This window comes from Bacillus sp. cl96, from assembly GCF_900100505.1.
Lineage (GTDB): Bacteria > Bacillota > Bacilli > Bacillales > Bacillaceae_G > Bacillus_A > Bacillus_A cereus.
Genome location: NZ_FNDM01000010.1, coordinates 152,384 through 177,158, shown reverse-complemented (window position 1 = coordinate 177,158; position 24,775 = coordinate 152,384). Strand labels below are relative to the sequence as shown.

Below are 24,775 nucleotides of genomic sequence, written 5' to 3'. Positions count from 1 at the left end.
GTTTTAGTATTAAGATTATTTTAATCAAAAATAATTTTTAAGCCTTCGAAATATCAACAAATCCTTCTCCAAACACATCACGAACATCGTGGATAGCAATGAACGCAGCTGGATCCGTAGTTTGAACAATCCGCTTTAGCTTCACTACTTCTTGCTTATTAATAACAACATAAAGAATGTCCTTCGGCGTTTTCGTGTAATAACCATGACCTGAATACACAGTAACCCCTCTACCCATTAAAGTAGTCACCTTCCCGGCAATTTCATCTGGTTTATCAGAAATAATTGTAATGGCCTTTTTCGGATTTAAACCTTCAATTACAAATTCCATTACTTTCGTTCCTACATATAACATAATAATTGTCAGCATCAGTTTTTCTGCACCAATGATGAAATAAGATGAAAACGCAACGATTAAATCAAAGAACAGTAGACCGTAGCTAATACTCCAGCCTAAATACTTATGCGTCATCCTTGCTAAAATCGTAGTACCTGCAGTTGTTCCACCAACGCGAATGATAAGACCAATACCACACCCGATAAATATTCCACCGAAAATGGCATTTACGAGCATTTCATCAGAAGCAATTGTCCATCCTTCTGTTAAATGAAGAAATAGTGAGTTCGTAACTACAGCGATAATCGTATAAATCGTTGTAATCTTATTTAAAAATTTATAACCGACTATTAACAAAATCGCATTTAAAATTAAGTTAACTAAACCTGGTGACCACTCAAATAAATAGTACGTAATAATCGTGATACCTGTTACCCCTCCCTCACCAAACTCGTTCGGAATAACAAATAAATTGACACCTAACGCAAAAAGAAATGCACCGATAATAATAAAAATAATGTCTGTCGTTCTTTTTTTCATACAGTACCTCACTTCTTATGTAAATATTTATTCTGCCATAAACTCTCACTATTATATCGTGGAATATTCAAATCGAACAGTGGTTTGTTTTTATTTTAATATAAGATAAAAAATCAACATTATTTATTATGTACTGCAAATAAAGTTTTGATTTCACCCGTAATTTACTCTTAAAAAGAAATGCTAAACATTGACTTGCACAAATTTCAAATAAAAAAGTACCCATCTCATTGTCATACGCAATGAGATGGGTACTGCATGATACATTTAGTTTTCACATGTATTGTTTGGAGAAAATTGCAAATAACGACCTATACTCGCCTTATTAAGACCAAATCCATACATCATCATTATTTTCAGCGTTCGTCTTTGCTTCATGAACTTTTTCAATATGATCAACTGTGTTCCAGTTAATAGAAATACCACCCCAGCCCACATACTCCATATCAATTTTCACTTTCTCACCCACATTAAATACTTGTCCCTTTGTTAAGAAAACATCAATAATATCTTTCTTCCCATTTAGCGATGGATACTCAACTACGACATATTTAGTAGCACCGTCTCCCTCATCTTCCATCGTTCCTACTTTTGATACTTCTCCAATTACATAATTAGGTGAGCCATCTTCTTTCATGTGCATACCTAACTTGTTTGTTGTATTTTCAACTGCAGTTGCAACCATATATTCTGTAAAATTACGCATCATAGATCCAGTAGCTTTTACTTCATCTCCTACTTTCACGTTTGAAAGTGAATCAATATACACATTAACAGGTTCCTCATATTGCTTAGATTTTACAACAATCACACCGTTATCTACTTCTACTACTCGTCCTTCTAACGTCGAGAAATTCGATTCAATAGAAGCTGCACTCGCTTTTGTTAGTTCTAATCCTGGTACATTTGTTCCTGATAATGCTGCGATCCCTAAAGCACCTGCTAAAATTATTTTTTTCATACCCATATGTAACATCTCCATTCATGATGATTTTATTTTTGATTGGTATCGACCAACCTGTAATCATTATAGTTACAGGTTATAAAAATAACAACCGTTTTCCTCATGCAATATTGCATACTGTGATTTTCAAATATAAATTTTAGCAAAAAATATTTGTAGATTATTCCTATATTCAGCACTAATACTAAATTCTCAAATTACAGCAGGTGAACTTATTGAAGGCGGAGAAACTAATGTCATGTACAATGTTCTTCAACTCTACGGTTTGTATAGCCGTAGTTCATTACATTATGTAGGAGCGGGATTCATATGTTAATAAAGCCAAAGAGATTACAAGCAGGAGATATCGTAGCGACTGTAAGTCCTTCGTGGGGAAGCGCAGGTGATTCTGAGATAAGATAACAATATGACTGTGAATTAGTACTTTTCAAATGATAAAGGGGGATTTACGTGTATGGAAGTAACATTTACAGTAAGTAAGTGGGATGAAAAACCAATCGATGATAATAAAAAAGATTTCCCTATTAATATTGCTCATGTCGAATATGATATTGATGGGGAATTAAAAGGAAAGGCTTTTGTTGAATACTTATTATATTATTTAGACTCAAACATAAATGATGGTCACTTGGCTACGGCTAAAATTTCTGGATTTTTACACTTTGAAGGAATTTATAAAGGACAACAAGGAACATTTACAGCTATAGAGCAAGGAATATTTGATAAAGGAAATTTAGATTCCCCAGGAACAATTATTAAAGCTACCGGTAACTTAGAAAACCTGAGAGGATCCTATAATTATCAGTTTACAGGTCAAACTAGTAAACTAATTTTAGAGTTTGAATTTTAGTAAAATATCCTATAATTTAGTGGAAAGGACATTTCTTGTAATACTAGGAATGTCCTTTTTGTTGACGAGCTTATTCAACTATTTTCTAATAGTTAAGAAAAGAACAGAGTATACGTTATGGAGGAAATTAAAACTCTAAGCCTGAGAGGCAGCGGGAGCCCACTTATTCATTACTTTTCCTACCAATCAAAGAATAATGCCTGAAAAGCTCCCCTGCATTACTTCTTTTCCAAGTTGATTCATACATATAAACATTTTAATTATCTTTGGACGTTTTTTCATCAGGTTCTAATTGTTCAATGGTTACGTCACAACGAATGGTTACTATTAATTGGTGACTTTCTATTAAATGAAAATCGCCTCTTATAGAGCGCAGTTTTACTTATGTTCATTCTTATGCAAATTCTGAAGCATATTCTTCGTATGTCTTTAATGTATTAAGCAATCGAGCTGATTCAATCATGATTTCGTTCGATGAATCAGTTACACAAATGACAATAAATCGATTATCATCTCTATCTCCAAACAACCCTTCTGATTCAAGTTCCATTAACACATTTAACGTTTCTTTCAACAGTGTATGTACTCGTATGTTAAAGTCATCTTCGACGATATTATGATATTTCTTAATAATTTTGTTCACTTCATCAAACATTCCAAAATCGTCCCATTCGCTCCACTCAACAGCTCCGTATCTATAATAATTGTATAAAGGGTCCGATTTATTAACTTTGATTAGTCTTTCTTTATTTGCCACTGGTCCAATGCTATTGACACAATCGTCTGTTAATATGGAGTACCCGTATATTGTGTCAACACCGCATCTTGTTAAAAGTTCGTTATAATGACAACGAATTGCATTTTTCAATTCAACATAAAAACTTTTTTGCAGCTGCATTTTCATCGTATTTCCTCCATTTTTTTTGTAGCGACCTGTTGTTACATATTTCAATCTTAACATTAAAATCAACATTAAACGTTTACTGAGCCAAAATAAGAAAAACCGAAACTAAAAATCATTTCGGTTTTTCTAACTAAAGAAGTCTATTTATTTTAAAGAATGAACAAACAACCCACTACGCAGTTTCGGTTCAAACCACGTTGATTTCGGCGGCATGACTTCTCCGGCATCTGCGATTGCTAATAAATCTTCCATAGATGTCGGATATAATGCGAATGCTGCTTTGTATTCGCCGCTGTTCACAAGGCGTTCTAGTTCTTCTAATCCGCGGATTCCTCCGACAAAATCGATACGTGAATCAGAACGCGGATCATGTATTTCAAGCACTTGGCTTAATAAATGATCTTGCAGGATAGATACATCTAAACCTCTAACAAGATCATTCGCATCAAACGTTTCCTCTTTCACTGTGAGCTTATACCACTTCTCATTTACATACATACCAAATGATTTGGGCTCATTTGGTTTATACGGAGAAACAGTTGCTTCTTCTACATAAAAGTACTGCGTAATTTGATTTAAAAACTGTTCCTCTGATAAGCCATTTAAATCTTTCACAACTCGGTTATAGTCCCAAATCGATAATTCATCATGAGGGAATAGAACCGATAAGAAGAAATTAAATTCCTCTTCTCCTGTGTAATTTGGATATTGTTCTCTTCGCATAAGTCCTACTTTTGCAGCTGATGCAGAACGGTGATGCCCATCTGCAATATAAAGATTAGGAATATCTTCAAATGCGTTTACTAAAGTCGTAATTACATCTTCATCTGTAATCTTCCACGCAACATGCTTAACACCGTCTTCTGCTGTAAATGTATAAATTGGCGCATGTTCTTCTTTCCAGCTTCTAATTAAATGCTTTACTTCATCTTTTGTACGGTACGTTAAAAAGATTGGGCCTGTATTGGCGTCACACACATCTACGTGGCGAATACGATCTAGTTCTTTTTCATGACGTGTTCTTTCATGTTTTTTAATTGTATCATCTTCATACTCATCAATAGATGTACAAACGACAAGGCCTGACTGCGTTCTTCCTTGCATCGTCAGTTCATAAATATATAGCGCTGGCTCTTCATCTTGTATGAACACTTCTTCTCGTATAAATTGCTTTAAATTGTCTCCCGCTTTTTCATACACGCGATCATCATACGGTGACAGTTCAGGATCTAAATCAATTTCTGCTTTATCAACATGCAAGAAAGAATATGGATTCCCTTTTACAACTTCCCTTGCCTCTTCACTATTTAATACGTCATACGGTAAAGCTGCCACTTGTGCCGCTTTTTCCTCTACTGGACGAATGGCCCGAAACGGTCGTATTTTTGCCACATTCCTCTCTCCTTTACACAATCATTCGAACGGCTACAACACCTGTAATTTTGCTTATATTTTCTACAATATTCTCTTTTATTATATCATCAATTCCGTTATCGATATCAATCATTGTGTATGCCCAAGAATGTTTACTACGATTAATCATATCGGCAATATTAATATGATGTTCCGCTAAGCATCCTGTAATTTGCCCTACCATATTCGGGACGTTTTGATGCATAATTGTAATGCGTTTCTTTCCGATATACGGCAGCTCAACATTTGGATAGTTGACTGAATTACGTATATTTCCTGTCTCTAAATATTCACGTAATTGACGTGCTGCCATTACTGCACAATTTTCTTCTGATTCAGACGTAGATGCACCAAGGTGAGGCGTCGCTGTTACATTTTTCATCTTTATTACATTTTCATTCGGGAAGTCCGTTACGTAATGTGTAATAATATCTTCTTCTAATGCTTTTTGAAGAACCTTTTCATCTACAAGTTCTCCTCTAGAGAAATTAAATAGACGCATCCCTCTTTTCATCTTCTCTACAGCGTGTTCCCCAATAATCCCCTTCGTTTGATTCGTAAGAGGAATATGCAATGTAATATAATCACATGTTGCAAAAATTTCATCAAGGCTAAATGCTCTTTGCACATGTGTAGAAAGACGCCAAGCTGTTTCAACTGAAATGTAAGGGTCATATCCGATAACATCCATCCCTAACGCTAACGCATCGTTCGCAACTAAAGCACCGATTGCGCCAAGTCCGATAACACCTAGACGTTTCCCTGCAATTTCTGATCCAACAAATTGTTTTTTTCCTGATTCAACAAGCTGTGGTACTTCTTCACCCTCTAAGTTTTTCGTCCAACTTACACCATTAATAATGTTACGTGAAGACATAATAAGACTGGCAATAATGAGTTCCTTTACAGCGTTTGCATTTGCCCCCGGCGTGTTAAATACTACAATTCCTTTTTCTGTACATCGCTCGACAGGAATATTATTTACACCAGCGCCAGCTCTTGCAATCGCCTTTAAGTCTTTTGAAAACTCTTCTTGATGTAAAGAGTAGCTACGAAGCAAAATTCCATCTGGATGATTGATTCTATCTCCTACTTCATAACGTTCTTCAGTAAAAACTTGCAAACCTTTTTCTGCAATTTGATTTAACGTTTGAACACGAAACATATCCCCATCTCCCTATCTATTCTCAAGCTCAAATTCCTTCATATAATTTACTAATTGCTGTACGCCTTGTACTGGCATCGCATTGTAAATACTAGCGCGCATACCACCGACTGATCGATGCCCTTTTAACGTAACAAGTCCTCGTTCTTTCGCTTTTTGTAAAAACTCATTGTTAAGTTCTTCTGACGGTGTTGTAAACGGAATGTTCATAAGTGATCGATACGTAGGATCAACTGGTGAAGTAAACAATTTTGATTCATCTAAGAAATTATAAAGAAGTGAAGATTTCATTCTATTTTGTTCTTCAATCGCAGATACTCCGCCTTGCTCTTTCAACCACTCTAGTACAAGTTTCGTTACGTAAATACTAAAGGACGGCGGTGTATTATATAAGGAGTTATTTTTACTGTAAGTTTCATAATTTAACATTGTCGGACAAGAGCGATCTGCTTCCCCAATTAAATCTCTTTTTATAATAGCAATCGTTAAGCCCGCAGGTCCTAAATTCTTTTGCGCCCCCGCATATATAAGACCAAACTTCGAAACATCATATCGCTCTGATAAAATATTTGAGGACATATCCGCAACGAGCGGCACTTTTTCTACATGTGGAATGTCCACATATTTTGTCCCCTCAATTGTATTATTCGTTGTAATATGTACATAATCTAGTTTTTCATCACTTAATAAACCGTCCAGTTTAGGAATCTTAGTAAACTTCTCTTGCTCGGAAGAAGCAATCACTTGTACTTCCCCAACTTTTTCGGCTTCTTGCAATGCCTTTTTAGACCATGAGCCAGTTAGTACGTATCCAGCTTTTTTATACGTATTCATTAAGTTCAACGGTATCATAGAGAATTGTAATGACGCACCGCCTTGTAAAAATAAAACTTCATACTCATCAGGGATGCTCATTAATTCACGAAGTAAGTTACTCGCTTCCTCTATAATACTTTGAAAATAAGAAGATCGATGACTCATTTCCATAATAGACATGCCTGTCCCGTTATAATTTAATAGCTCCTTTTGCACTTTCTCTAAAACTGGCAAAGGGAGTATTGATGGTCCTGCTGAAAAATTATAGACTCTCTCCATTACCCTCATAACCTCCCTATTTCTCATCGGATTATTTTTTAAACTTTCTGAATTATAACCTAAAATATAATATGTGGTCAATTTGTTTTCTATTATTAGGGCGCAAGACGCGATGGAATCGCTTGCAAGTGCAGACTTTTTTATGGACATATAAAAAAGTGTTAAGTACATAATCGTACTTAACACTCTAATAATGAAAGAATAATAGCTAATCGTTCGTAAAGAACCGATCAAAAATTTGATAAATAGCAGAGAGACCAATGAGCCAATAAATAGTGTCCACAAGCGCCGGCATAGAACCAAACCATTTCTCAACTACATTGTAATCTAACGCTACAAATAACCAATTCAAACCGCCAAGAATCACCAAAATTACTGTAAGGTAAGACAAAAATTTCATTATGATTGCCCCCTAGGTGATAAGATGGTGAAAGGCCTTTCACTAGAAATATATGTAGTAAACTTTAAAACTTACCTATTTTATAAAATTTATTTTCTGTACCACCCGTTAATAACTGCCGCTGCTTCTTTACTATGTATTTGATACGCATGTGTACTATCATTAGAGCCAATAAACCAAATTGAAAAACCTTTAAAATATGGTTTCGGTTCTAATACATCGCGGTAAGCACGCCATCCATTTAATTGCACATCCTTCGAAAACACATTTGAAACATCTGGATTCCATGGATTTTGTAATCCAAGTTCACGTGCTGGAACGTTAAATCCACCGAAGTAAACTGGCTTTCCTGTTGCATTATGTAATTGTTCCAATTGCTGAACAACATTTTGCCCACGATTATATACTGTTGTCGCAAATAAACTTTGCTTCACTTCTTCATATGTTGGATTTCTTTTTCCTGAAACTTCAAACCAACTGTCTATGCTAACAATATCCACCTTTTTTAAATACGGGCGATTGATTTTCTCTTTAAACTTCGCTTCATAAGAAGGGTCCCAGCTTGCTGTTAACCACCAGTTCATTTGATACAAAACATTTCCTTTATACTGATTACGAACAAAATCAATTGTATCGCTCCAGTATCCTTCTGCATACTCCATATTCACGAAATTAGAAGCAATCTTTAGTCCATATACATTGTATTTACTTGTAATGGAATTAAAAATATCTTGCAGAATAACCGTCTTCCAATTCCAGAAGAAATCATTAATGTTACTTGGGTTCCATTCTGTCTCTCCAACATTCCCCTGCTGAATATACGGGAACGGTTCCACTATAACTTGAATATTACGCTTTAATAATTCTTGAATTAAAATAATAGCTTGTTGCTTTTGCGCTTGATTAATTACCATGTTCGTAGAAGTCACATTTGGGATATCTACTTGAATCGGTACATTTACTGTATTTAAATTTAAACGCTCTACATCAGCTAACACTTTCGCTACATTTCCAACTTCCCATACTGTTACGTTTCCTGATTTGATTTTTCCAGATTGAACAGTATTTACATCTGCCTGTACATTTCCTTGAAAACAAAAAGAAAACAACATAAGAAACACTCCTAAAAAACTTATTAAACTCTTATTTTTCTTCACAACTTTCCCCCTATAATTTTTGGCTTTCTTGATTATTTTATACAACGTTTCATATATATTCCACAAAAAATCCAATAAATTTTTATTGATAAAAATGCTATTCATCCTTTATTCACATCTTACTCATACTAAGCTCCTAAAAATAGTAAGATAAATAAAAAAGGAACGGATTTCCGCTCCTTTTTTATCTTTTTACAATTATCAATCCATTTCCCTTTTAGGCTCTACCAACATGATATGGGATTCCTTTTCAGTGAAAGGTTTATGCTCAACGCCTCTCGGGACAATAAACATCTCGCCTTTAGAAATTTTCACCTGTCCATCACGAAAATCGATGAACATCTCCCCTTCAAGCACAATAAATAGCTTATCTGTATTAGGATGCTCATGCCATATAAAATCTCCATTAGCTTTAAAAAGCTGAATTTGATCGTCATTCATTTCACCAATCACTTGTGGATACCAATAATCGTTAATTTTAGATAACTCGTCATTTAGTTTAATAGGTTGGTAATGGATAATAATCCCTCCTCACTGTCAAATTCCACTATATTACAGTAATATAAGTAAAAAAGTCGTTATTACGCTTAAAAAGAAAATGCTCCGGCCAGAACTTTTCATTCAGATAGTACAAAGGAGTGATTTCAATGAAAGTACTTTCAATCCAATGTTTCCTTTAACTCTCCATAAGTATAGAACAGTGATTTTCAAATAAGAATGGACCCCTGTTGACATTAGTATGGATTATTGATGAACTTCTCGCGATATTTAGTAGGCGAAATGCCAACTCGCTTCTTGAAAACTCTACTAAAATAAAAAGGGTCTGCGATTCCAACAGCCTGCGCAATTTGTTGTACAGGCACATCACTTGTACATAACATTTTTTGAGCCATCTTTATACGATAGTTCAATAAATATTCTGCTGCCCCCATACCTGCATGCTTTCTAAACACGTAAGAAAGACGATTTCGATTAACATTATTTTGTTCTGTAAGTGTATGAATTGTAATATCTTTATAATAGTATTTATGAACGTAACTAGATATTCGTTCGAATAAAGTATGCGACTCATAATTGCTTTCTCTATTGAAAACACTTAATAAAGCTTCATTCAACGCTTCGCGAAACAGCATTTCGGTCTGAAACATCGAAATGCCTCCACGCTGATTATATACATCCCAAAGACGCATAAGTAATTCGACAAGACGAGGAGATTGTCCTGTTAATAATTCAAAATGCTGATGAGTAAATCCAGAGTCTTCTCGTTCTGAATTGCTTATCCGATATAAAACAAGAATATATTCCCAGTTTATTTCACCAAGCATTTTATGGGCTAATGTCATTTTTGCACCCCCATGTATAACTTTTCCTGGGGAAAGAGTATACGGCGTACCATTAAATTGAAATTGCGTCTTCCCTGTAATTGGAAATACAAATCCTGGGAAAGAATCTGTAGACTCAGCAAAAGGCACACCTGGATTTTTAGCATAACGATATACTCCTTCTACTCGGAAAGGAGTATTGGCAAGATACTCTGCTAACTCATTCACGTCTAACTTCACAATACACGCCTCATTTCAATAATAGTTTTCTTGTAATTCGCGAGATTAATTGGTGTACATTCTGGGAAACGCTAAACTAAAAATAGTACATACAACTTAACAAAATCTGATTATTAACCTATAAATATATTGTTTTTCATTTATTGACCAAAGTATCCTCCCTATATTATTGATAATGATTTTCATTGTAGTTTGATAAAAAAACATTTGTCAAGTTGGCTGGCCTAGAAAAATGATGAAACAAGGGGGATAGAGGAACAGTTCTGTTGCAAATAATACCTAGTCTTTGTTAACTAATTCCCCTCAAAACTGGAATGATCATGTTAATAGTTGTAATGACTTTATTAGTTACAGCACTTACAGCATGTGGAAATAATCGTAATCCTGAAGAAGTTGCTACAGCGTATTTCGAAGATGGAAACAGCCTACTATCAAATTAAATGATAGTAGGCTGGCTGTTAAAATTATTTAAGAACTGGGTTATGTTCTAAATGATAAGCTTTCATTATCAAAAAGAGTATTACTAGTTCCCTCCACAAACAAAAACACCCTATCACTTCGGTTCTAAATTTAGCACCTTCCCCTCTATCCCCTCCGTATTCAATGTAGTCGTATGATACGTGCCATTTACCCAATCATCTATTTGATCATGATACCAATCGCTTCTAAAATGGCCCGACTGTCCTGGCCCTACGATATGATAACCGTTTGACATATCTTTCGTATCAATAATGAATCTCCAAGACGCCCCGTGATTTACAATGCCGTTTTCGCCGTAACTCGCTGCTTGCACGGTAACTTGGCTCCCACCAATCGGAACTGGTTTCTCACGATTAAAAGCGAGTAATGCTAACATACTCGATGATTTCGAAATTGGATGTGTAAAAGCGAGTTGATGGTAATCGCCCCACTTCCACTCTCCAATATCGGGTCCATATTCCTTCTGCAATTTCTTCATTACATTCTCGTACGATGTATGCACAACTTTTGTGAAACCTCCGTACTTCGTAAACCAAACGCTATTTTCTCCCGCTACTTCTTTTCGAATCATTTCATCAACAACTTGTGACTTCCCTTCAAATAACTCCAGTACATCTTTCGGTATTTCTTTTGAAAATAACGTATTTGAAATCTCTTTCATTAACAAATGGAATATTAATGGTGCCGCTTCATCTTTACTATCGTAAAAATTCCACTTTGTTAATTGGTTTACGCCTTCTTTCTCTACCTCATTTAAAGATGCTTTATTTAACTCTTTTAAAAATATAGGAGTAAACTCTTTCCCATATAAATTCTTTTGATCCATCTGTAACTCTTCTAAATCTTTCACCGTATACTTTTCCTTCTCTTGCAAAAATTCTTGAATACGCATTTGCCTATATGGCTGCGCCCACGTATTGCTAATATGATACGGATAATCATCATCAACAATTTTATTATTCGCAGTTGAAATAAACCCTTGTTTTGGATTAATTACTTTTGGAAGTTGATCAAACGGGATATACCCTTCCCATTCATATTCATCTGTCCATCCTGGAACAGGTAAGCTACCATCACCTTTTTTACGCACTGGTATATTTCCATTCGCTTTATAAGCAATTGTGCCGTCGTTTGATGCAAACACAAAGTTTTGGGTTGGTGTATGAAAATCTTGAAGAGCGGTTTCAAACTCATTCCAGTCTTTTGCTTTGTTCATATTTAATACAGCTTTTAACTCAGCTGACGGTTCTAAAGCTGTCCACTTTAAAGAGAATACTGTTTTCGTTTTCTCCTTCCCCTTATCCGCAAACTCTGAAATTACTGGTCCATGCCTCGTAATCGTAACGTTATAAGGAATTGTCTTCCCGCCTTTTACTTTAATAGACTCGTCTACAACGGTAGCTTTCTCCCATTTATCGTTATACAGAAATTCATTTTCATTATTAGGATTTCTCTTCTCAATATATAAATCTTGCACATCAGGCCCTGTATTCGTAACACCCCACGCTATTTTGTCATTGTGTCCTAATATAACACCTGGTACTCCAGCGAAAATAACGCCACTCACATTTAAACCTTTCATTTCAAGTCTCGTTTGATACCAAATAGAAGGCGTCGCAAGAGATAAATGAGGATCATCTGCTAAAATTGGCTTACCTGACGCACTCTTCTCACCGCTCACAACCCAGTTATTACTACCGTTAAACTCCGGCGGAATTATCGTTTTTGAAAAACTTTGTGCTACGTCCACATTTGTATTTTTCAGTTCAGCTAGCAATCTAGGAGCATCTTTCGGATATGCAGGAAATAGCTCATTCGCTTGCTCTTTCGGAAGATTTTTCAGCGCCCAATATCGAAATGCCTGTCCGTGCCAATGTCCTCCTAAGTCAAACGCCATATACTTCCCAATCGTTAAAGTATCAACAATTGACCACTCAGCAGGTTCATAACCTAATATAGTAAACTCAACTGGTAATTTCTTTTCCTTTTTCGCCTCACGTATAAAAGCGTTCACCCCATCAGCAAATGACTGCAGGGCATATTTCGCTTCTCCATCATATTGACTAACTGAAGCTTCGGCAGCTCGCCGTAAACCGAGTGTTCGAAACAATTTATCTCGATCAACAGCTGCTTCCCCAACAACTTCACTTAACATACCAGACGCTTGTCTTCTACTTAAATCCATTTGAAACAAACGATCTTGCGCTTGCACATATCCTTGTGAAAAATATAAATCATGTGCATTTTCCGATTTAATATGCGGTACACCTTTACTATCACGCTTCACCGTAACAGCCTGTTGTAAATCCTCTAGCTTTATCGTTCCATCTATCTTTGGCATAGATTTCAGCGTATATATGTTCAAAAAAATCGCAGCGGAAATAACTAACAAAAGAACGATACTACTAGCCCAAATAAAAATTCTTTTTCCCCTTTTTCGTTTCTTCTTTATAACGACTTCCATATAACCACCCCTTTCTCACACTATTCGCTTCTTTTTGAGAAAGAACCTTTTAAAGACATTGAAAAACCCCCTTCATTTTCCTACCAATGAAGGGGGTTTTTCTTATCGTTCGCTACGCCAACTTTCATTATGCCCAAGATTTGAATCTGTCGCTACTTGCACATTATATAACATTTCACTAAAGAAGCGTTTATCTACTTCTTTTGGTACAATGCGTCTTTCATCATCAATCTCATCGTATTCATATGAACCACGCTTCACTGTACCTGCTTTATAAAATTGAATGTCAAATACACATACATCTTCTTCATCTTCATAACCAATCGGAGCTCCGCTAAATGACAATTGCACGCCTAATCCGGTACGAGTATCTTCTTTGTAAAATGTATAATATACACCGCCATCTTGAACAGACCCACGGATCCATCCAAGCTTCGTCATCTTACCGAATAACGAACGACCATTTAGTAAAATACCGCCAAATCTCTCAATAGCACTCTCATCATTCTTTTCTACTACAAACACTGGACGCTCAATTTGTAGGAACGGCTGAACAATTCCCGCACTTTCTAATTGCTCTTTCCATAATTCCTTCTCCGCCCCAGACAATTCTAACGGATGAACGAAACCAATAACAGTGCCAGATGAAAGTTCATAACTCTTCCCGTCAATTGTACAGAACACGCCACCTTCTGCATAACGGAATGCCTTCAGCAACTTCCCTTCCTTATACTCACCCCAAATGAGTGAAATAGAAAATTGCTTCATAATTGGATTATCCATAAATACAGATTTCCATGCATTATGTGACCAATAACGCTTTAACGAAAGTGCCGCTTCTAATCGTTGTTTTTGCATTGAAAGAGTAGTTCGGAGTTCCTTCTTTAAAGAGGCTAATTCTTTTTTAGCCTCTTCAGCCTTTTCTACATCATCTTTTGCATTCGGCTTTGGAAGTGACTTCATACGTTTTCCTTCTTCTGTCTCTAATTCAATTTTTGACTCTGTAGTTAAAATGGCAGTAAAACTTCGATTCCCGAAATCAATTATCTTTTCACCCTGTATAGTAAAGCCGAGGTCCGGCACCAATTGATCTTCCAGCTCTTCCTCTGTTATACCACGTGTTTTCGCAGCAAGACTTAGCGCTTCTTTTGCTGCATTACGTACTTGCTTATGTTTATATTTAAATGCTATTGCATGAATAGACATAAGTGCAAGCTTAGATGAAGACAAACCTAAAGCACGAACGGCATCCGCTGCTATCTTTCCTCTCATTTGAAGCACCCATTCATCAATTTGCTTTATAAGTATGTCGACCATTTTGTCGTCACTATACATTCCGTATAACGAAAGAATTCCACGCTTCTTCACATCTGCGTCTTGAGAAATCCATATTTGATATATTGTTTGCACACATTCTTTTAAGTCCTCTTCATTTAAAGCTCTACCAATTACTTCTGCCGTTTCTTTCTTCTCAATAACAGCATCTGAAATATACTGTTGTAAATAGGCTAATGGAATTGCAGCATCAGCAATTTCATCAGAGTCACGTAAACGGATTTGTGGCTCATCCCCAATCAATTGCAGAAGTGAATTTCTTGTTTGTTCAGTTAAAATACGTGCACATAGTTCTTCTATTTTTTCTTCCTCCGTTTGGAATAAAAATGAGAATTTTCCTGCGAAAGATTCATTTTTACTTTCTTGCAAAGCTTCCTGTACAATTTTCGTATATTTTTCAAGCTTATACTCTATTAGTATTTTCATCACATTTTCACGAACAATCTTCTTTTTATTATGAAGTTCAACTGCTACATCTGCTGCAGCTTCCACATCTTTTGAAAGCAGTTTAACTACAGACTCACGCATTTTTTTAGATGAATCTCCTAAGCTTTTAATTAAAATTGGACGCATTTTAATCATGTTATCCTTTGCTAACTCTTCTAAAATATATGCTTTTGCCACAGCAGAATACTCATCAAATCTTTCAATGATGTACGCTTGTTCTTTTACAATTACACAAACAAGCGCTTCCTTCGCCTTATTTCTCTCTTCACTGTAGCATGCAGCTTCTTCAACTGCATAAGCGATAAGCTTTTCCTTACTTAACCCATACGAAAGCAGATCTTCTAATACTTGTTTCGGTTCTACTCCTCTGACAGAACATTCGTAAAGAAGTTCGTATAAATTAACACTATCATCATCTCCAAACTGTAGTGTAAGTACAGCTTCCCTTTTCGCTACATCATCTATATCCCAAAGAAGCGCAACCTCTAACACCGGCATACCCCAATACATACTCCTATATTTCGGATTTTTAAGTATTTGCTTCATATCCTCAAGTGACAATTTCCCTTGTAAATAATCACGATATGTATCCCGCACTGTAGACAATTTTATTTGCAAAGCAGCAACAAAAAATTCTTCTCGCATTTTCCCTATATTTAGCTCATATCCTTTTTCAGCTAACGTTCGTGCGATGATGAGATAATTCATTTTACTTACATATTGCAAAGTATGTTGAATACATTCAGGATCTTCCTCCAACATAAAGCATAGCAATTCATATTCATACGTCTTACAAAAATCCTCACTGTTCAAATCATGTTGCCTTAGACGATGCGCAAAAAATCTTTCCTTAGAAATCCAAAACTGTGTACAAAAACTTTGAATTTCTTCATATGTTTCTCTATTTACACTACCAGTTTTTTTGTAGTTTTGAGACTGACCGAGAGTGTGACACATATAACGTGTTGCATAGTTTATAAAACCCCAAACATTTTTCTTCGCCAATATTTCAATATATCGCCTCGCAACATCCGAATATTTATGAACACAAAATAATAGCCGCCAAATATGTTCCGGTAAATTCCCACCTATAAATACTTCACTATCATCTTCACCTTTTAAATACCGTTTAACTGCTTCAACCTTTTCCTTTTCCCCTAGCAGTTTTAATATAAATTCTGTATGTTCTTCTAACCTTTCATTCAATAAAGAACTATATGTACGAAACTTTTCATAATCTACATCAAACATTATGAGAAGTAATGTTAATTGTTGCTTAGTTGGTAAAGTATGTAATTGTCCCTCTATATAGTTCGGACTCTCTTTTGTTAACTCTCTAAGAAAAACATCTGCTTCATTTACATAACTTGAAATACTGGATAAATATTTACATGCGATTGCTACAAGTTTGTCCAAAGGAAGTGCACTTTTTTCTAAATAAATCTTCATTTTAGAAAAACTGACATGCGCAAAACGGACTACAAGAACATTTAATAATTGCTCCTCGAGTATATGGTAAAATAATCGAAAAAAATCCGGATCTTGTTTATGCACTTTCCTAAAATCGTTTATAAATCTCTCCGCAAAATCACTTCTTTTTTGATCACGAATTGTCGTTAGTTGAATATTTTTTAAAATCTCTTCTTCTTTTGTCTGTAAATATCGTTGTGATAATTGTTTCTGTTCTTCTGTCATATTAATATATTGAAACAACTCAGATGTACTAGTAGTCAAACTTTGTACCCCCCGCATCTTTTTATCTATTATAAAAATACCCTTATTTAATGGTAGTATAGCATAAAACTCACAAAAACGAACGTACATTCTGTATTAAATTAATGTAAATTAAAATACACTACTCAACATACATTTCCTTCTCTCTAAACTTCCCATTACAGACTTCCCCCCACTAAAATCCTTTAACTTTTTGCTACACCAATTCCTCAAAATCCCCTTCACATAAGCTAACGTTTTCTTATCATTTTCAAACGCAATTTTAAGTGCCTCTAACACTTTCTCTCCAGAAAGTCTTTGTATCCAATTCTTCAATTCCTTCACAATATATGGGGATAAACTACTAATATTTTGTTCATAAAACTTATAAACTTCACTATTTGGAACGTCCTCTTCTATGGTTTCCACCTCTTCCGCTTCTTCTTTCTCTTCAATAACTACTTGTGAACTACTATTATCCTCTTCTTTTGGCATACCAAAATGCTGCAGTACTAATGGAATCTTGTATTCTTTTTCAAGGCATTTACGTAAAAATATATGTATGAACTCATTACTTTTTACAGTCTTTAACTCACGTAATACGCACTTCTCCACATTCGTATTTGAAATAGGGTTATAGTGTAACCAATTTATTATGAATACCTCTTTCGTTTCCGTATCATATAGAATCTTTCCATACTCAACAAACCTGTTTAGCAACTTCTCAACAGTCTCCATACTATAACCTGTTTCAAGCTCTGCCACACGCTTCGGTAATATGTAGATACCACATTGCTTCGTTTTCGTACCAGTTAACAAATATATGTAAAAATAACGCTCCTCTGGCGTTAAATCTAATATGAATTCATCTTGCCAAAAGTTCACCTGCACATTACGGTATACCGCCATATGTTTCCCTCCACTCTTTGCTAGTAAATAGGAAAATTTTAATCCTTCATTATAAAGATAGGCATGCGGGAATGGTTTTGGCATTCGAATTACAATTTTTTTTACTACTACAACGCCGGTTTCATTTTTTCGTGCTTGTTTTGTTCTTGTAGTTGTTTTTGTTTTTGTTTTTGTTTTTGTTTTGCTTTTGTTTTTTCTTAGTGATTTATTACTTGATAGGGGCTTATGAGGGGCTTGGAAGGGCATTCTACATTACAATCTATCAAATACAATTGTTCTTCCTACTAAATAGGAGCTATTCCAAATTATTATTTTGGATAGCTCCTTTCAAATTCTTCTTATTTTTTACTTCTACCAATGTCAGCTTCTACATACAATTTCTTCTGCTATTTGCGGGCAGTAAAACTCTCATTTCAAAATTTGGTGAATAAACTGCTTGATGTAAGTGCGAGTGGCCCTCACTGATTAAAGTTTCCTTTTATTTTTGCATTGAATCTAACATCTTCACAATAAAGGCAGCCGCCTGACCACGAGTTGCTGTGCCTCGAGGATCAAACTCATTATTTCCAATACCATTAACTACCTTTAAGCTGTATAATCGTTGAACCGATTCTTTGTATGTTATTAAATGCTTATCTGTAAATGGTAATGCTACTAACTCACCTGTAATTCCTTTATATCGTAATGCTTTGTCAATCATAATAGATACTTCTTCACGAGTAATTGGTGAGTTAGGATCAAAAATCCCTTCACCACGACCATTAATAATTCCTGCACTTGCACAACGTTTAATACCGTCATGAAGTGATGGATGTGCCTCATTGATATCTACAAATGACTTATTTCCCTCTGGTAGTTTAAGAGCATTCGAGATTAATTTCGCAAACTCCGCTCTCGTTACATTTCGATATGGAGCAAATACACCATTGCCTTCGCCTTGCATAATACCTAGACTGTTTAATTTACGAATATGCCCTTCAAACCATCCACCTGTAATATCATCTTTTGGTTTTTGTACTTCTTCCTTAGGCTTTTGTACTTCTTCCTTTGGTACATTGTAGTTAATTTTAATCCAACTTGGGTCATAGAAAATCCATTCTCCATTACCTACTTTATACCAACCATTTTTAACCGCTAATACTTTGTAACGATCTCCGTTTGAAGCTTTACGTACAACACGATGTTCAATGCCCGCATCACTACGTACATTGATGCCACTACCATTTACCACTAGTTCCATGCTAGGTTCAGCTGGATTATTTTCATTTGGATTAAATGAGTCATTTTTATCTTGTAAAGGCGTATCAATCTGCGCATTTATATTTGCATACCACTGAATTCCTTGTACGAAACCAGCCCAATTACCTCGTGAAATTAAAATGTCAGGACATTTTTTCCCACTCCATTGTTGATGCTTGTATATATGATCTGCACCAATTCCTTCTTTGTTCATTAAATAACCTGCAAGTCGTTTTGCATTTTCTAACGCTTTATTGTAATCACCGTCTTGGTTAACCGCAATCTCGATACCGATAGACTCCCTGTTTCCTGAACCATCTCCATCTCCTGCATGCCAACCATTTTCGTTTGTTGGTAAGTGTTGATAAATTTGTTTATCATCTACAGTAAAATGCCATGAAGCTGTTCGGAAAGTGCCTTCAGTTGCTTGCTTGTATAAATATTTCGCATGATTTTCAGCATTAGCACCAGCGGCTGTATTTGCGGTCTCATGGATTGTAATGTAACGTGCTTTCATCGGATTCGCAGGACGAATATCAGGATTTCCTGCTGGAACAATCCACTCCACAAATGGAACTCCTGCAAGTGTTCCATATTTCTTCGTACTCTGTGCACTATATTGAATACCTCTTGGCTTTGCAACAGGTTTCATTTGACGATCAGATCCATCATTTCGACCATCTACAGATTCAAATGCCTTTTCAATGTTTGAAATAGCTTCCTTTTCTGCTACTTGTCCCTTCTTAGCATCTTGCATTTTGTTTAATTCTTCTGTTTCATCATGTTTATGCTTATATTCTTCTAAAAGCATTTTTTCATTTTCAGATACTTCTGCTTCGTTAATTTGTACATGATCAGGAACTTCCAACTTGAAATTAGAATAATTTAATCCGCTCGTTCCGTGTTCTCCTTGGGCAATATTAAGTTGATCAGTTTGAGATTTGTTGATCTCTTCTGCTGATGCTGATAAAGGTACACTTCCTAAAATCACTAGACTTGTTGATAGTGCGATTACTTGTTGTTTGATTGTCTTATTCATTATTATAATAAATACATACACATTCCCGCCGTGTATGTATCTCAACCTCCCTTTATTGTCACAATAATTTTTAAAAATATGAATCTACTATGTAATCCTAATATATTTTCTTTTTATTCATATATTTAAATTAAAACATTTTATACCTATTAAGAAAATATTTATATGTCATCCCTACAGATGAATTTCATCTAACATACTTTTTATAAAATACATCAACAAACATTATTTTACAACTAATTACAAATACCGTCAAAATAATCAATTTAGACTTAGACAAATAACTGGCATACAATTTCATAATAAGAGATCCTATACTATCGAAATACATCTATTACAAATTCCCTTTAACGTTTTCAACAATCTCATTTATCGTATTCCGATCAAACTTATCACTAATTTCATATGACTCACGATCTCCTACGAATTGCACGCCTACGATATCATTGCGATCCTTACCGTATTGCACTTCAATAATAGATCCTCGCTCTATTTGTTTCCAAATGAGACCTGCTTCATCTTTATTATCTAAAATAATGCAGTCTTCAATATTTTCATCAATCCCAATTAATTTATTATCATCCATATATCCAATCTCGTATTGTTGCCGTTCTTTCGCTTTGCCACTTACTAATATACCTTTGCTACCATATGAGTAATCCATATAGTCCTTTTTCTCCGTTTGTACCGCTTTCGGCTTTTGTGCTTCAGTTTTTTCAGCAGCCCCACAACCTGTAATAAGACTGATTGGGATAACCACTATTAATACGAATCTAGTAAATTTTTTTATCATTTGTAACCAACCTCATATATTTAATGCAAAACTCCATTTATTACTCTATTAAAGAATAACATGATATTAAGTAAACAGAACGAAAGATAACATATTCTTTACATACCCACACTTTAATGAAGGACTAGGCCATTTAAACCTAGTCCTACATAACTTTAACTTTGCTTCACATACTTAATTGTATGAAATGACGTCTCATTAAATAATTGCAAGTTTTCCCCATCATAATCTTGAACTTTATATGCTATTTTCTTTTTTTGAATTGTATCTTCTACACCGTCTACTAAACGTTTATTGAGATGTAAATAGATTGTAAAAGCTTCCTTATCATATTCCCAAGTTCCTTCAATATAATTCTTTTTATTTGGATACTCACCTTTACCATACGTTTCAAATGTCTTATCACCTTTTAAAATGAGTGACATATTGAAACCGTCTGTTCCTTGGAATCCCCAATTACCGATTAATTCCGTACCATCTTTCACATTCTTCATAACGTTATCTGTATTAATTCCAGCTTTCTTATCTAACTCTTTCAAATCTTTCATAGATACTGTACCGTCACCGATTTTAATATCCCCTTCAAGATCTTTGAATGCCTTAAGCCAGTAAATATCTCCTTCTTTCACTAGCTTTTCAGATTTCTCTATTAACTCTTTATCAGTCTTATCACCTTTTTCTCTTTTTTCTTTTCTGGTGAATACTTCATTTATTAAAGAAAAAGACTCTCTAAAATAACTAATTGCTTTTTCAAAATCTTTTTGTTGGTTTACATACTCTGTAGGGGGATCTATCGACTCAAATTTATCTAACACTTTGTTTAATTCTTTCACACTATCTACTATATCTGATTTCTTTTTCTTACCGTCAAAAACCTCTCTTGTAATATTGTTATGCTCCGCAAACAACTTATCAAACTCTACCCCTAATTTATACACTTTATTAGGATAGTCTTCCTTTGAAACTTTTTCTTTCTTACTATTAGACTTCGATTCTTTTACTTTAGACTCTTCCATTTTCTCCTGTTTAGAAGTGTTCGTTTTCTCAGAAACTCCACAACCAAATAACAACATGACCGGAACTGCTACCCCTAGTAGTTTCTTTGCATTCATGACTGATTTCTCCTTCTACTTGAATAGATTACTCTTACTATACCCATCCTCTTTTTTTATCTTGTAATTAAAGTTACAACTGCAATAACTCCTAAAATTGGTCCCCAATATTCCATTTTTATAAAAAATAGCGAGTGTTTTTTGTTAAACATAACTTTTTCACCAGTTTCGGCATCTATATAAACTTTACCATCTGGCTTATTAATATATTTACCTAAATACCAAGACATAACCCCTGATATAATAAACATTACCGCCATTGGCCAACTATGATTTTGAAAATATGTAGCGTCCCCCGTTATAGATCCAAAAATAGCCTTACCCAAAAGAGTATTAATAATTACAATAATTGCGACTAAAAAACCCCAACCAGACCAAATAATCATTTATTTCTCCTCCTAAAGCATACAACTTTGTGCTTTATGTTAATTTGAACTACAAACGAAAATGTTTAAAAAACCGAATATTCAGACGTTAATAATTATATTTAGCTTACATTCGATTCTAACTGTAATGTTCTAAATGCAAATGAACCAGATATAATTTGTAAAATTGTCGGAATAAGTAAAAAGAATAATGACATAAATAACATAACTATAGGAATCACAATCATACAAACTCCATAAACTTTATTATTAACCTTGTTTACTAAACACGATAAAATGAACAACCCTATTTGAACCGTTAAAATAATAGAGTAATAAGCTAAAAGTTCGTAATCAACACCTTCCATAATATTAAACGCTACAACTATTAATATTATAGAAATAATAATTCCCAAAATGCCACCAATTAAACCTAATACAAATTCAGGCGTTCTTTTCAATTCAATCCCCCTTTTATGAACCACTAACTGCTTGTATATTTTTCCCATTCACCATCATACCAAATATTCATTGGAAAAATTATACAAATGTATTTTTTATTCTACTGCAATTTTCTTGTATCTATAGATAACTTGTAGCAGTTACAAAATTAAAACCTTCACAATTACTTACTGAATTGTCATATTGAAAATTATAAATTAAAACGATAGAATTATAGGATTTATTTAATTTAACTACTTCCTTAATTCGAGAAAGTATTTTATCATCATATGAACATCCCGTTAATAACATAGAAATGTCATCACTCGCTTCTTCTAACACTTCCTTTTCAATAAAATCTTCATCTACATCAATCATATCAATATTAAAATCAACAAAAAATCTTGCTGGTATAGCGTCTCCTTCTTCATCATACGTAACATCTATATATGTATCCAACTGATCTTGCGTTTGCATATTACCGAACCATATTGAAACCATTCCGTGTACTTCCATTAATAGCGTCCTCCATTATGAATATATATTCTCATTCAACTTACGCTTTAAAATTCATGATTTTTATAAAAACCATTTCTTCTTTCCTTTCAGTCAAATAGGATTATTCGGAAATTCATTGTCATACTTATGAATTAGCGCTTTATCATTTTCATCAATTGGTACTTCACCTAAGTATTTATGTTTCCAAATAATCATCTGATCACTAAAACTATATTCTGTATCGAACCAATTTGTATAATCGAAATGCATGTTAAATTCCCCACTATGTTCCAGAGACATTGTAAAGGAGTACCAAAGCTCTTGCTGATTATCTTTGAAAACATTTCTTAATTCCTTACTCAATTTATATAAAAAATCTTCTTTCCTTTCAAACTCCTCTTCATCAACTTCGTATTTAAAAGGAATTTCTACACTATACTTATAATTTTCTTTATTTCTGAAGTTGTTATAGAAAAAGTAAGTTCCCCCTCCAGCTTCTGATATTTGTGCATAAAAATAAAATTTCTCCCATTCTTCTGGAATCATGGCATAAACCGTTTCCGCTATCTCTCTATATAATCGATTCAATTTTATTTCCAATTAAATTCCCCCTATTTAATTTTCATCACTTACTTTTTCTATATTATACCATTCTTTTAATTAGCTCTTTATTTACACTAAAGTGTAATGTAGTTCATCTAAAAATCAAACCAAGTTTCGATGCCTTTAGAAAGTAGACATACCTCTTAAATACAATTAGTATTAAAATAAGAAATATGAAAGACTTAAAAAGGCTCTTACATGAAGGAAGGAAGTGCACAACTTTGGATTTTAAAACAGTTATGCAAGAACTTGAGGCTCTAGGTAAGGAACGAACGAAAAAAATATACATATCTAACGGCGCCCACGAGCCAGTTTTTGGCGTAGCTACAGGCGCTATGAAACCAATCGCTAAAAAAATAAAAGTAAACCAAAAGTTAGCTGAAGAACTGTATGCCACAGGCAACTACGATGCTATGTATTTTGCAGGGATTATTGCGGATCCAAAAGCTATGAGTGAGTCTGATTTTGATCGCTGGATAGACGGGGCATATTTTTATATGCTATCTGATTATGTGGTGGCAGTAACTTTATCGGAGTCAAATATCGCACAAGATGTTGCTGATAAATGGATTGCAAGTGGGGACGAGCTTAAAATGTCTGCCGGCTGGAGTTGCTACTGTTGGCTATTAGGAAATCGCAAAGACAATGAATTTTCCGAAAGTAAAATTTCCGATATGCTTGAAATGGTGAAAGATACAATTCATCATTCTCCAGAACGAACAAAATCCGCTATGAATAATTTCCTAAACACCGTGGCAATTTCATATGTACCACTACACGAAAAAGCAGTCGAGATTGCAAAAGAAGTTGGTATAGTTGAAGTCAAACGTGATAAGAAAAAAAGCAGTTTGTTAAATGCTACAGAGAGTATTCAGAAAGAACTTGATAGAGGAAGACTTGGTTTTAAGCGTAAGTATGTAAGATGTTAAAAGTATGAAGGTGTCAATCTA

Annotated in this window: 23 protein-coding genes; 3 read left to right on the top strand and 20 right to left on the bottom strand. The window is 34.6% G+C overall.

What is annotated here, in order from left to right; all coding sequences use genetic code 11:
• Positions 1-37: 37 nt before the first annotated feature.
• On the bottom strand, positions 38-877 hold the full coding sequence (locus BLT20_RS21215; protein WP_000747496.1) for a YitT family protein: 840 nt from the start codon (positions 875-877) through the stop codon (positions 38-40).
• Positions 878-1,202: 325 nt separating this feature from the next.
• Positions 1,203-1,844: a F0F1 ATP synthase subunit alpha gene (locus BLT20_RS21210; RefSeq protein WP_000525479.1), complete on the bottom strand. Its 642-nt coding sequence runs from the start codon at positions 1,842-1,844 to the stop codon at positions 1,203-1,205.
• A 451-nt stretch (positions 1,845-2,295) separates the two neighbouring features.
• Between BLT20_RS21210 and BLT20_RS21205 the strand changes: the two genes are divergently transcribed.
• A complete protein-coding gene (locus BLT20_RS21205; protein ID WP_000454089.1) occupies positions 2,296-2,691 on the top strand; it encodes a DUF3224 domain-containing protein in 396 nt (131 codons plus the stop codon).
• A 394-nt stretch (positions 2,692-3,085) separates the two neighbouring features.
• Here the strand turns inward: BLT20_RS21205 and BLT20_RS21195 are convergent, their stop codons facing one another.
• From BLT20_RS21195 to BLT20_RS21155, 8 genes are all read right to left on the bottom strand, one after another.
• Entirely contained in the window at positions 3,086-3,595 is a 510-nt protein-coding gene (locus BLT20_RS21195) for a DUF4303 domain-containing protein (protein ID WP_000783832.1), read from the bottom strand.
• A 144-nt stretch (positions 3,596-3,739) separates the two neighbouring features.
• Positions 3,740-4,987, bottom strand: coding sequence for a DUF1015 domain-containing protein (locus BLT20_RS21190; RefSeq protein WP_001063078.1), 1,248 nt, complete (start codon positions 4,985-4,987; stop codon positions 3,740-3,742).
• 13 nt (positions 4,988-5,000) lie between these two features.
• Positions 5,001-6,173: a 3-phosphoglycerate dehydrogenase family protein gene (locus BLT20_RS21185; protein ID WP_000490228.1), complete on the bottom strand. Its 1,173-nt coding sequence runs from the start codon at positions 6,171-6,173 to the stop codon at positions 5,001-5,003.
• A 12-nt stretch (positions 6,174-6,185) separates the two neighbouring features.
• A complete protein-coding gene (gene serC / locus BLT20_RS21180; protein ID WP_000442919.1) occupies positions 6,186-7,268 on the bottom strand; it encodes a 3-phosphoserine/phosphohydroxythreonine transaminase in 1,083 nt (360 codons plus the stop codon).
• Positions 7,269-7,476: 208 nt separating this feature from the next.
• Entirely contained in the window at positions 7,477-7,668 is a 192-nt protein-coding gene (locus tag BLT20_RS21175; RefSeq protein WP_000670804.1) for a DUF378 domain-containing protein, read from the bottom strand.
• An 89-nt stretch (positions 7,669-7,757) separates the two neighbouring features.
• Positions 7,758-8,825 carry a glycoside hydrolase family 113 gene (locus BLT20_RS21170; protein ID WP_000739787.1) on the bottom strand — a complete coding sequence of 356 codons (1,068 nt, stop codon included), beginning with the start codon at positions 8,823-8,825 and terminating at the stop codon, positions 7,758-7,760.
• Positions 8,826-9,026: 201 nt separating this feature from the next.
• Positions 9,027-9,266, bottom strand: coding sequence for a cupin domain-containing protein (locus BLT20_RS21165; RefSeq protein ID WP_000997182.1), 240 nt, complete (start codon positions 9,264-9,266; stop codon positions 9,027-9,029).
• Positions 9,267-9,559: 293 nt separating this feature from the next.
• Entirely contained in the window at positions 9,560-10,387 is an 828-nt protein-coding gene (locus BLT20_RS21155; RefSeq protein ID WP_000762814.1) for a helix-turn-helix transcriptional regulator, read from the bottom strand.
• A gap of 314 nt (positions 10,388-10,701) precedes the next feature.
• On the opposite strand from BLT20_RS21155, the gene BLT20_RS31125 reads away from it, so the two are divergent.
• Positions 10,702-10,827 carry a hypothetical protein gene (locus BLT20_RS31125; protein WP_100650550.1) on the top strand — a complete coding sequence of 42 codons (126 nt, stop codon included), beginning with the start codon at positions 10,702-10,704 and terminating at the stop codon, positions 10,825-10,827.
• 113 nt (positions 10,828-10,940) lie between these two features.
• Here the strand turns inward: BLT20_RS31125 and BLT20_RS21150 are convergent, their stop codons facing one another.
• From BLT20_RS21150 to BLT20_RS21105, 10 genes are all read right to left on the bottom strand, one after another.
• Positions 10,941-13,331, bottom strand: coding sequence for a penicillin acylase family protein (locus BLT20_RS21150; protein WP_000454325.1), 2,391 nt, complete (start codon positions 13,329-13,331; stop codon positions 10,941-10,943).
• A 102-nt stretch (positions 13,332-13,433) separates the two neighbouring features.
• Positions 13,434-16,847 (bottom strand): DUF4132 domain-containing protein, encoded by a 3,414-nt coding sequence (locus BLT20_RS21145; protein WP_000213801.1) that lies wholly within the window; start codon positions 16,845-16,847, stop codon positions 13,434-13,436.
• A gap of 111 nt (positions 16,848-16,958) precedes the next feature.
• Complete coding sequence (locus BLT20_RS21140) at positions 16,959-17,819, bottom strand: DnaD domain-containing protein (RefSeq protein WP_100655473.1); 861 nt, start codon at positions 17,817-17,819, stop codon at positions 16,959-16,961.
• 394 nt (positions 17,820-18,213) lie between these two features.
• Positions 18,214-20,013: an S-layer homology domain-containing protein gene (locus tag BLT20_RS21135; RefSeq protein WP_002026061.1), complete on the bottom strand. Its 1,800-nt coding sequence runs from the start codon at positions 20,011-20,013 to the stop codon at positions 18,214-18,216.
• A gap of 334 nt (positions 20,014-20,347) precedes the next feature.
• Positions 20,348-20,806 (bottom strand): hypothetical protein, encoded by a 459-nt coding sequence (locus BLT20_RS21130; RefSeq protein ID WP_000591625.1) that lies wholly within the window; start codon positions 20,804-20,806, stop codon positions 20,348-20,350.
• Between the two features lie 155 nt (positions 20,807-20,961).
• Positions 20,962-21,918 (bottom strand): DUF3994 domain-containing protein, encoded by a 957-nt coding sequence (locus BLT20_RS21125; RefSeq protein WP_000992196.1) that lies wholly within the window; start codon positions 21,916-21,918, stop codon positions 20,962-20,964.
• 56 nt (positions 21,919-21,974) lie between these two features.
• A complete protein-coding gene (locus BLT20_RS21120) occupies positions 21,975-22,304 on the bottom strand; it encodes a hypothetical protein (RefSeq protein WP_000587856.1) in 330 nt (109 codons plus the stop codon).
• A 101-nt stretch (positions 22,305-22,405) separates the two neighbouring features.
• The gene (locus tag BLT20_RS21115; protein ID WP_000831725.1) at positions 22,406-22,744 is read right to left on the bottom strand and encodes a DUF4064 domain-containing protein; all 339 of its coding nucleotides are present in this window, start codon (positions 22,742-22,744) and stop codon (positions 22,406-22,408) included.
• Positions 22,745-22,865: 121 nt separating this feature from the next.
• Positions 22,866-23,240, bottom strand: a complete 375-nt coding sequence (locus tag BLT20_RS21110) for an immunity 22 family protein (RefSeq protein WP_000451789.1) — start codon at positions 23,238-23,240, stop codon at positions 22,866-22,868.
• 93 nt (positions 23,241-23,333) lie between these two features.
• Entirely contained in the window at positions 23,334-23,822 is a 489-nt protein-coding gene (locus BLT20_RS21105; protein ID WP_000403551.1) for an antitoxin YezG family protein, read from the bottom strand.
• Positions 23,823-24,046: 224 nt separating this feature from the next.
• Between BLT20_RS21105 and BLT20_RS21100 the strand changes: the two genes are divergently transcribed.
• A complete protein-coding gene (locus tag BLT20_RS21100; protein ID WP_000346337.1) occupies positions 24,047-24,754 on the top strand; it encodes a DNA alkylation repair protein in 708 nt (235 codons plus the stop codon).
• Positions 24,755-24,775: the final 21 nt, after the last annotated feature.

Coding starts and splice junctions, on each gene's coding strand:
- BLT20_RS21135 (WP_002026061.1), bottom strand. CDS start 20,013: ATGAATAAGACAATCAAACAACAAGTAATCGCACTATCAACAAGTCTA.
- BLT20_RS21165 (WP_000997182.1), bottom strand. CDS start 9,266: ATGAATGACGATCAAATTCAGCTTTTTAAAGCTAATGGAGATTTTATA.
- BLT20_RS21215 (WP_000747496.1), bottom strand. CDS start 877: ATGAAAAAAAGAACGACAGACATTATTTTTATTATTATCGGTGCATTT.
- BLT20_RS21110 (WP_000451789.1), bottom strand. CDS start 23,240: ATGGAAGTACACGGAATGGTTTCAATATGGTTCGGTAATATGCAAACG.
- BLT20_RS21140 (WP_100655473.1), bottom strand. CDS start 17,819: ATGCCAAAACCATTCCCGCATGCCTATCTTTATAATGAAGGATTAAAA.
- BLT20_RS21175 (WP_000670804.1), bottom strand. CDS start 7,668: ATGAAATTTTTGTCTTACCTTACAGTAATTTTGGTGATTCTTGGCGGT.
- serC (WP_000442919.1), bottom strand. CDS start 7,268: ATGGAGAGAGTCTATAATTTTTCAGCAGGACCATCAATACTCCCTTTG.
- BLT20_RS21195 (WP_000783832.1), bottom strand. CDS start 3,595: ATGAAAATGCAGCTGCAAAAAAGTTTTTATGTTGAATTGAAAAATGCA.
- BLT20_RS21130 (WP_000591625.1), bottom strand. CDS start 20,806: ATGATAAAAAAATTTACTAGATTCGTATTAATAGTGGTTATCCCAATC.
- BLT20_RS21120 (WP_000587856.1), bottom strand. CDS start 22,304: ATGATTATTTGGTCTGGTTGGGGTTTTTTAGTCGCAATTATTGTAATT.
- BLT20_RS21205 (WP_000454089.1), top strand. CDS start 2,296: ATGGAAGTAACATTTACAGTAAGTAAGTGGGATGAAAAACCAATCGAT.
- BLT20_RS31125 (WP_100650550.1), top strand. CDS start 10,702: ATGATCATGTTAATAGTTGTAATGACTTTATTAGTTACAGCACTTACA.
- BLT20_RS21185 (WP_000490228.1), bottom strand. CDS start 6,173: ATGTTTCGTGTTCAAACGTTAAATCAAATTGCAGAAAAAGGTTTGCAA.
- BLT20_RS21125 (WP_000992196.1), bottom strand. CDS start 21,918: ATGAATGCAAAGAAACTACTAGGGGTAGCAGTTCCGGTCATGTTGTTA.
- BLT20_RS21210 (WP_000525479.1), bottom strand. CDS start 1,844: ATGGGTATGAAAAAAATAATTTTAGCAGGTGCTTTAGGGATCGCAGCA.
- BLT20_RS21150 (WP_000454325.1), bottom strand. CDS start 13,331: ATGGAAGTCGTTATAAAGAAGAAACGAAAAAGGGGAAAAAGAATTTTT.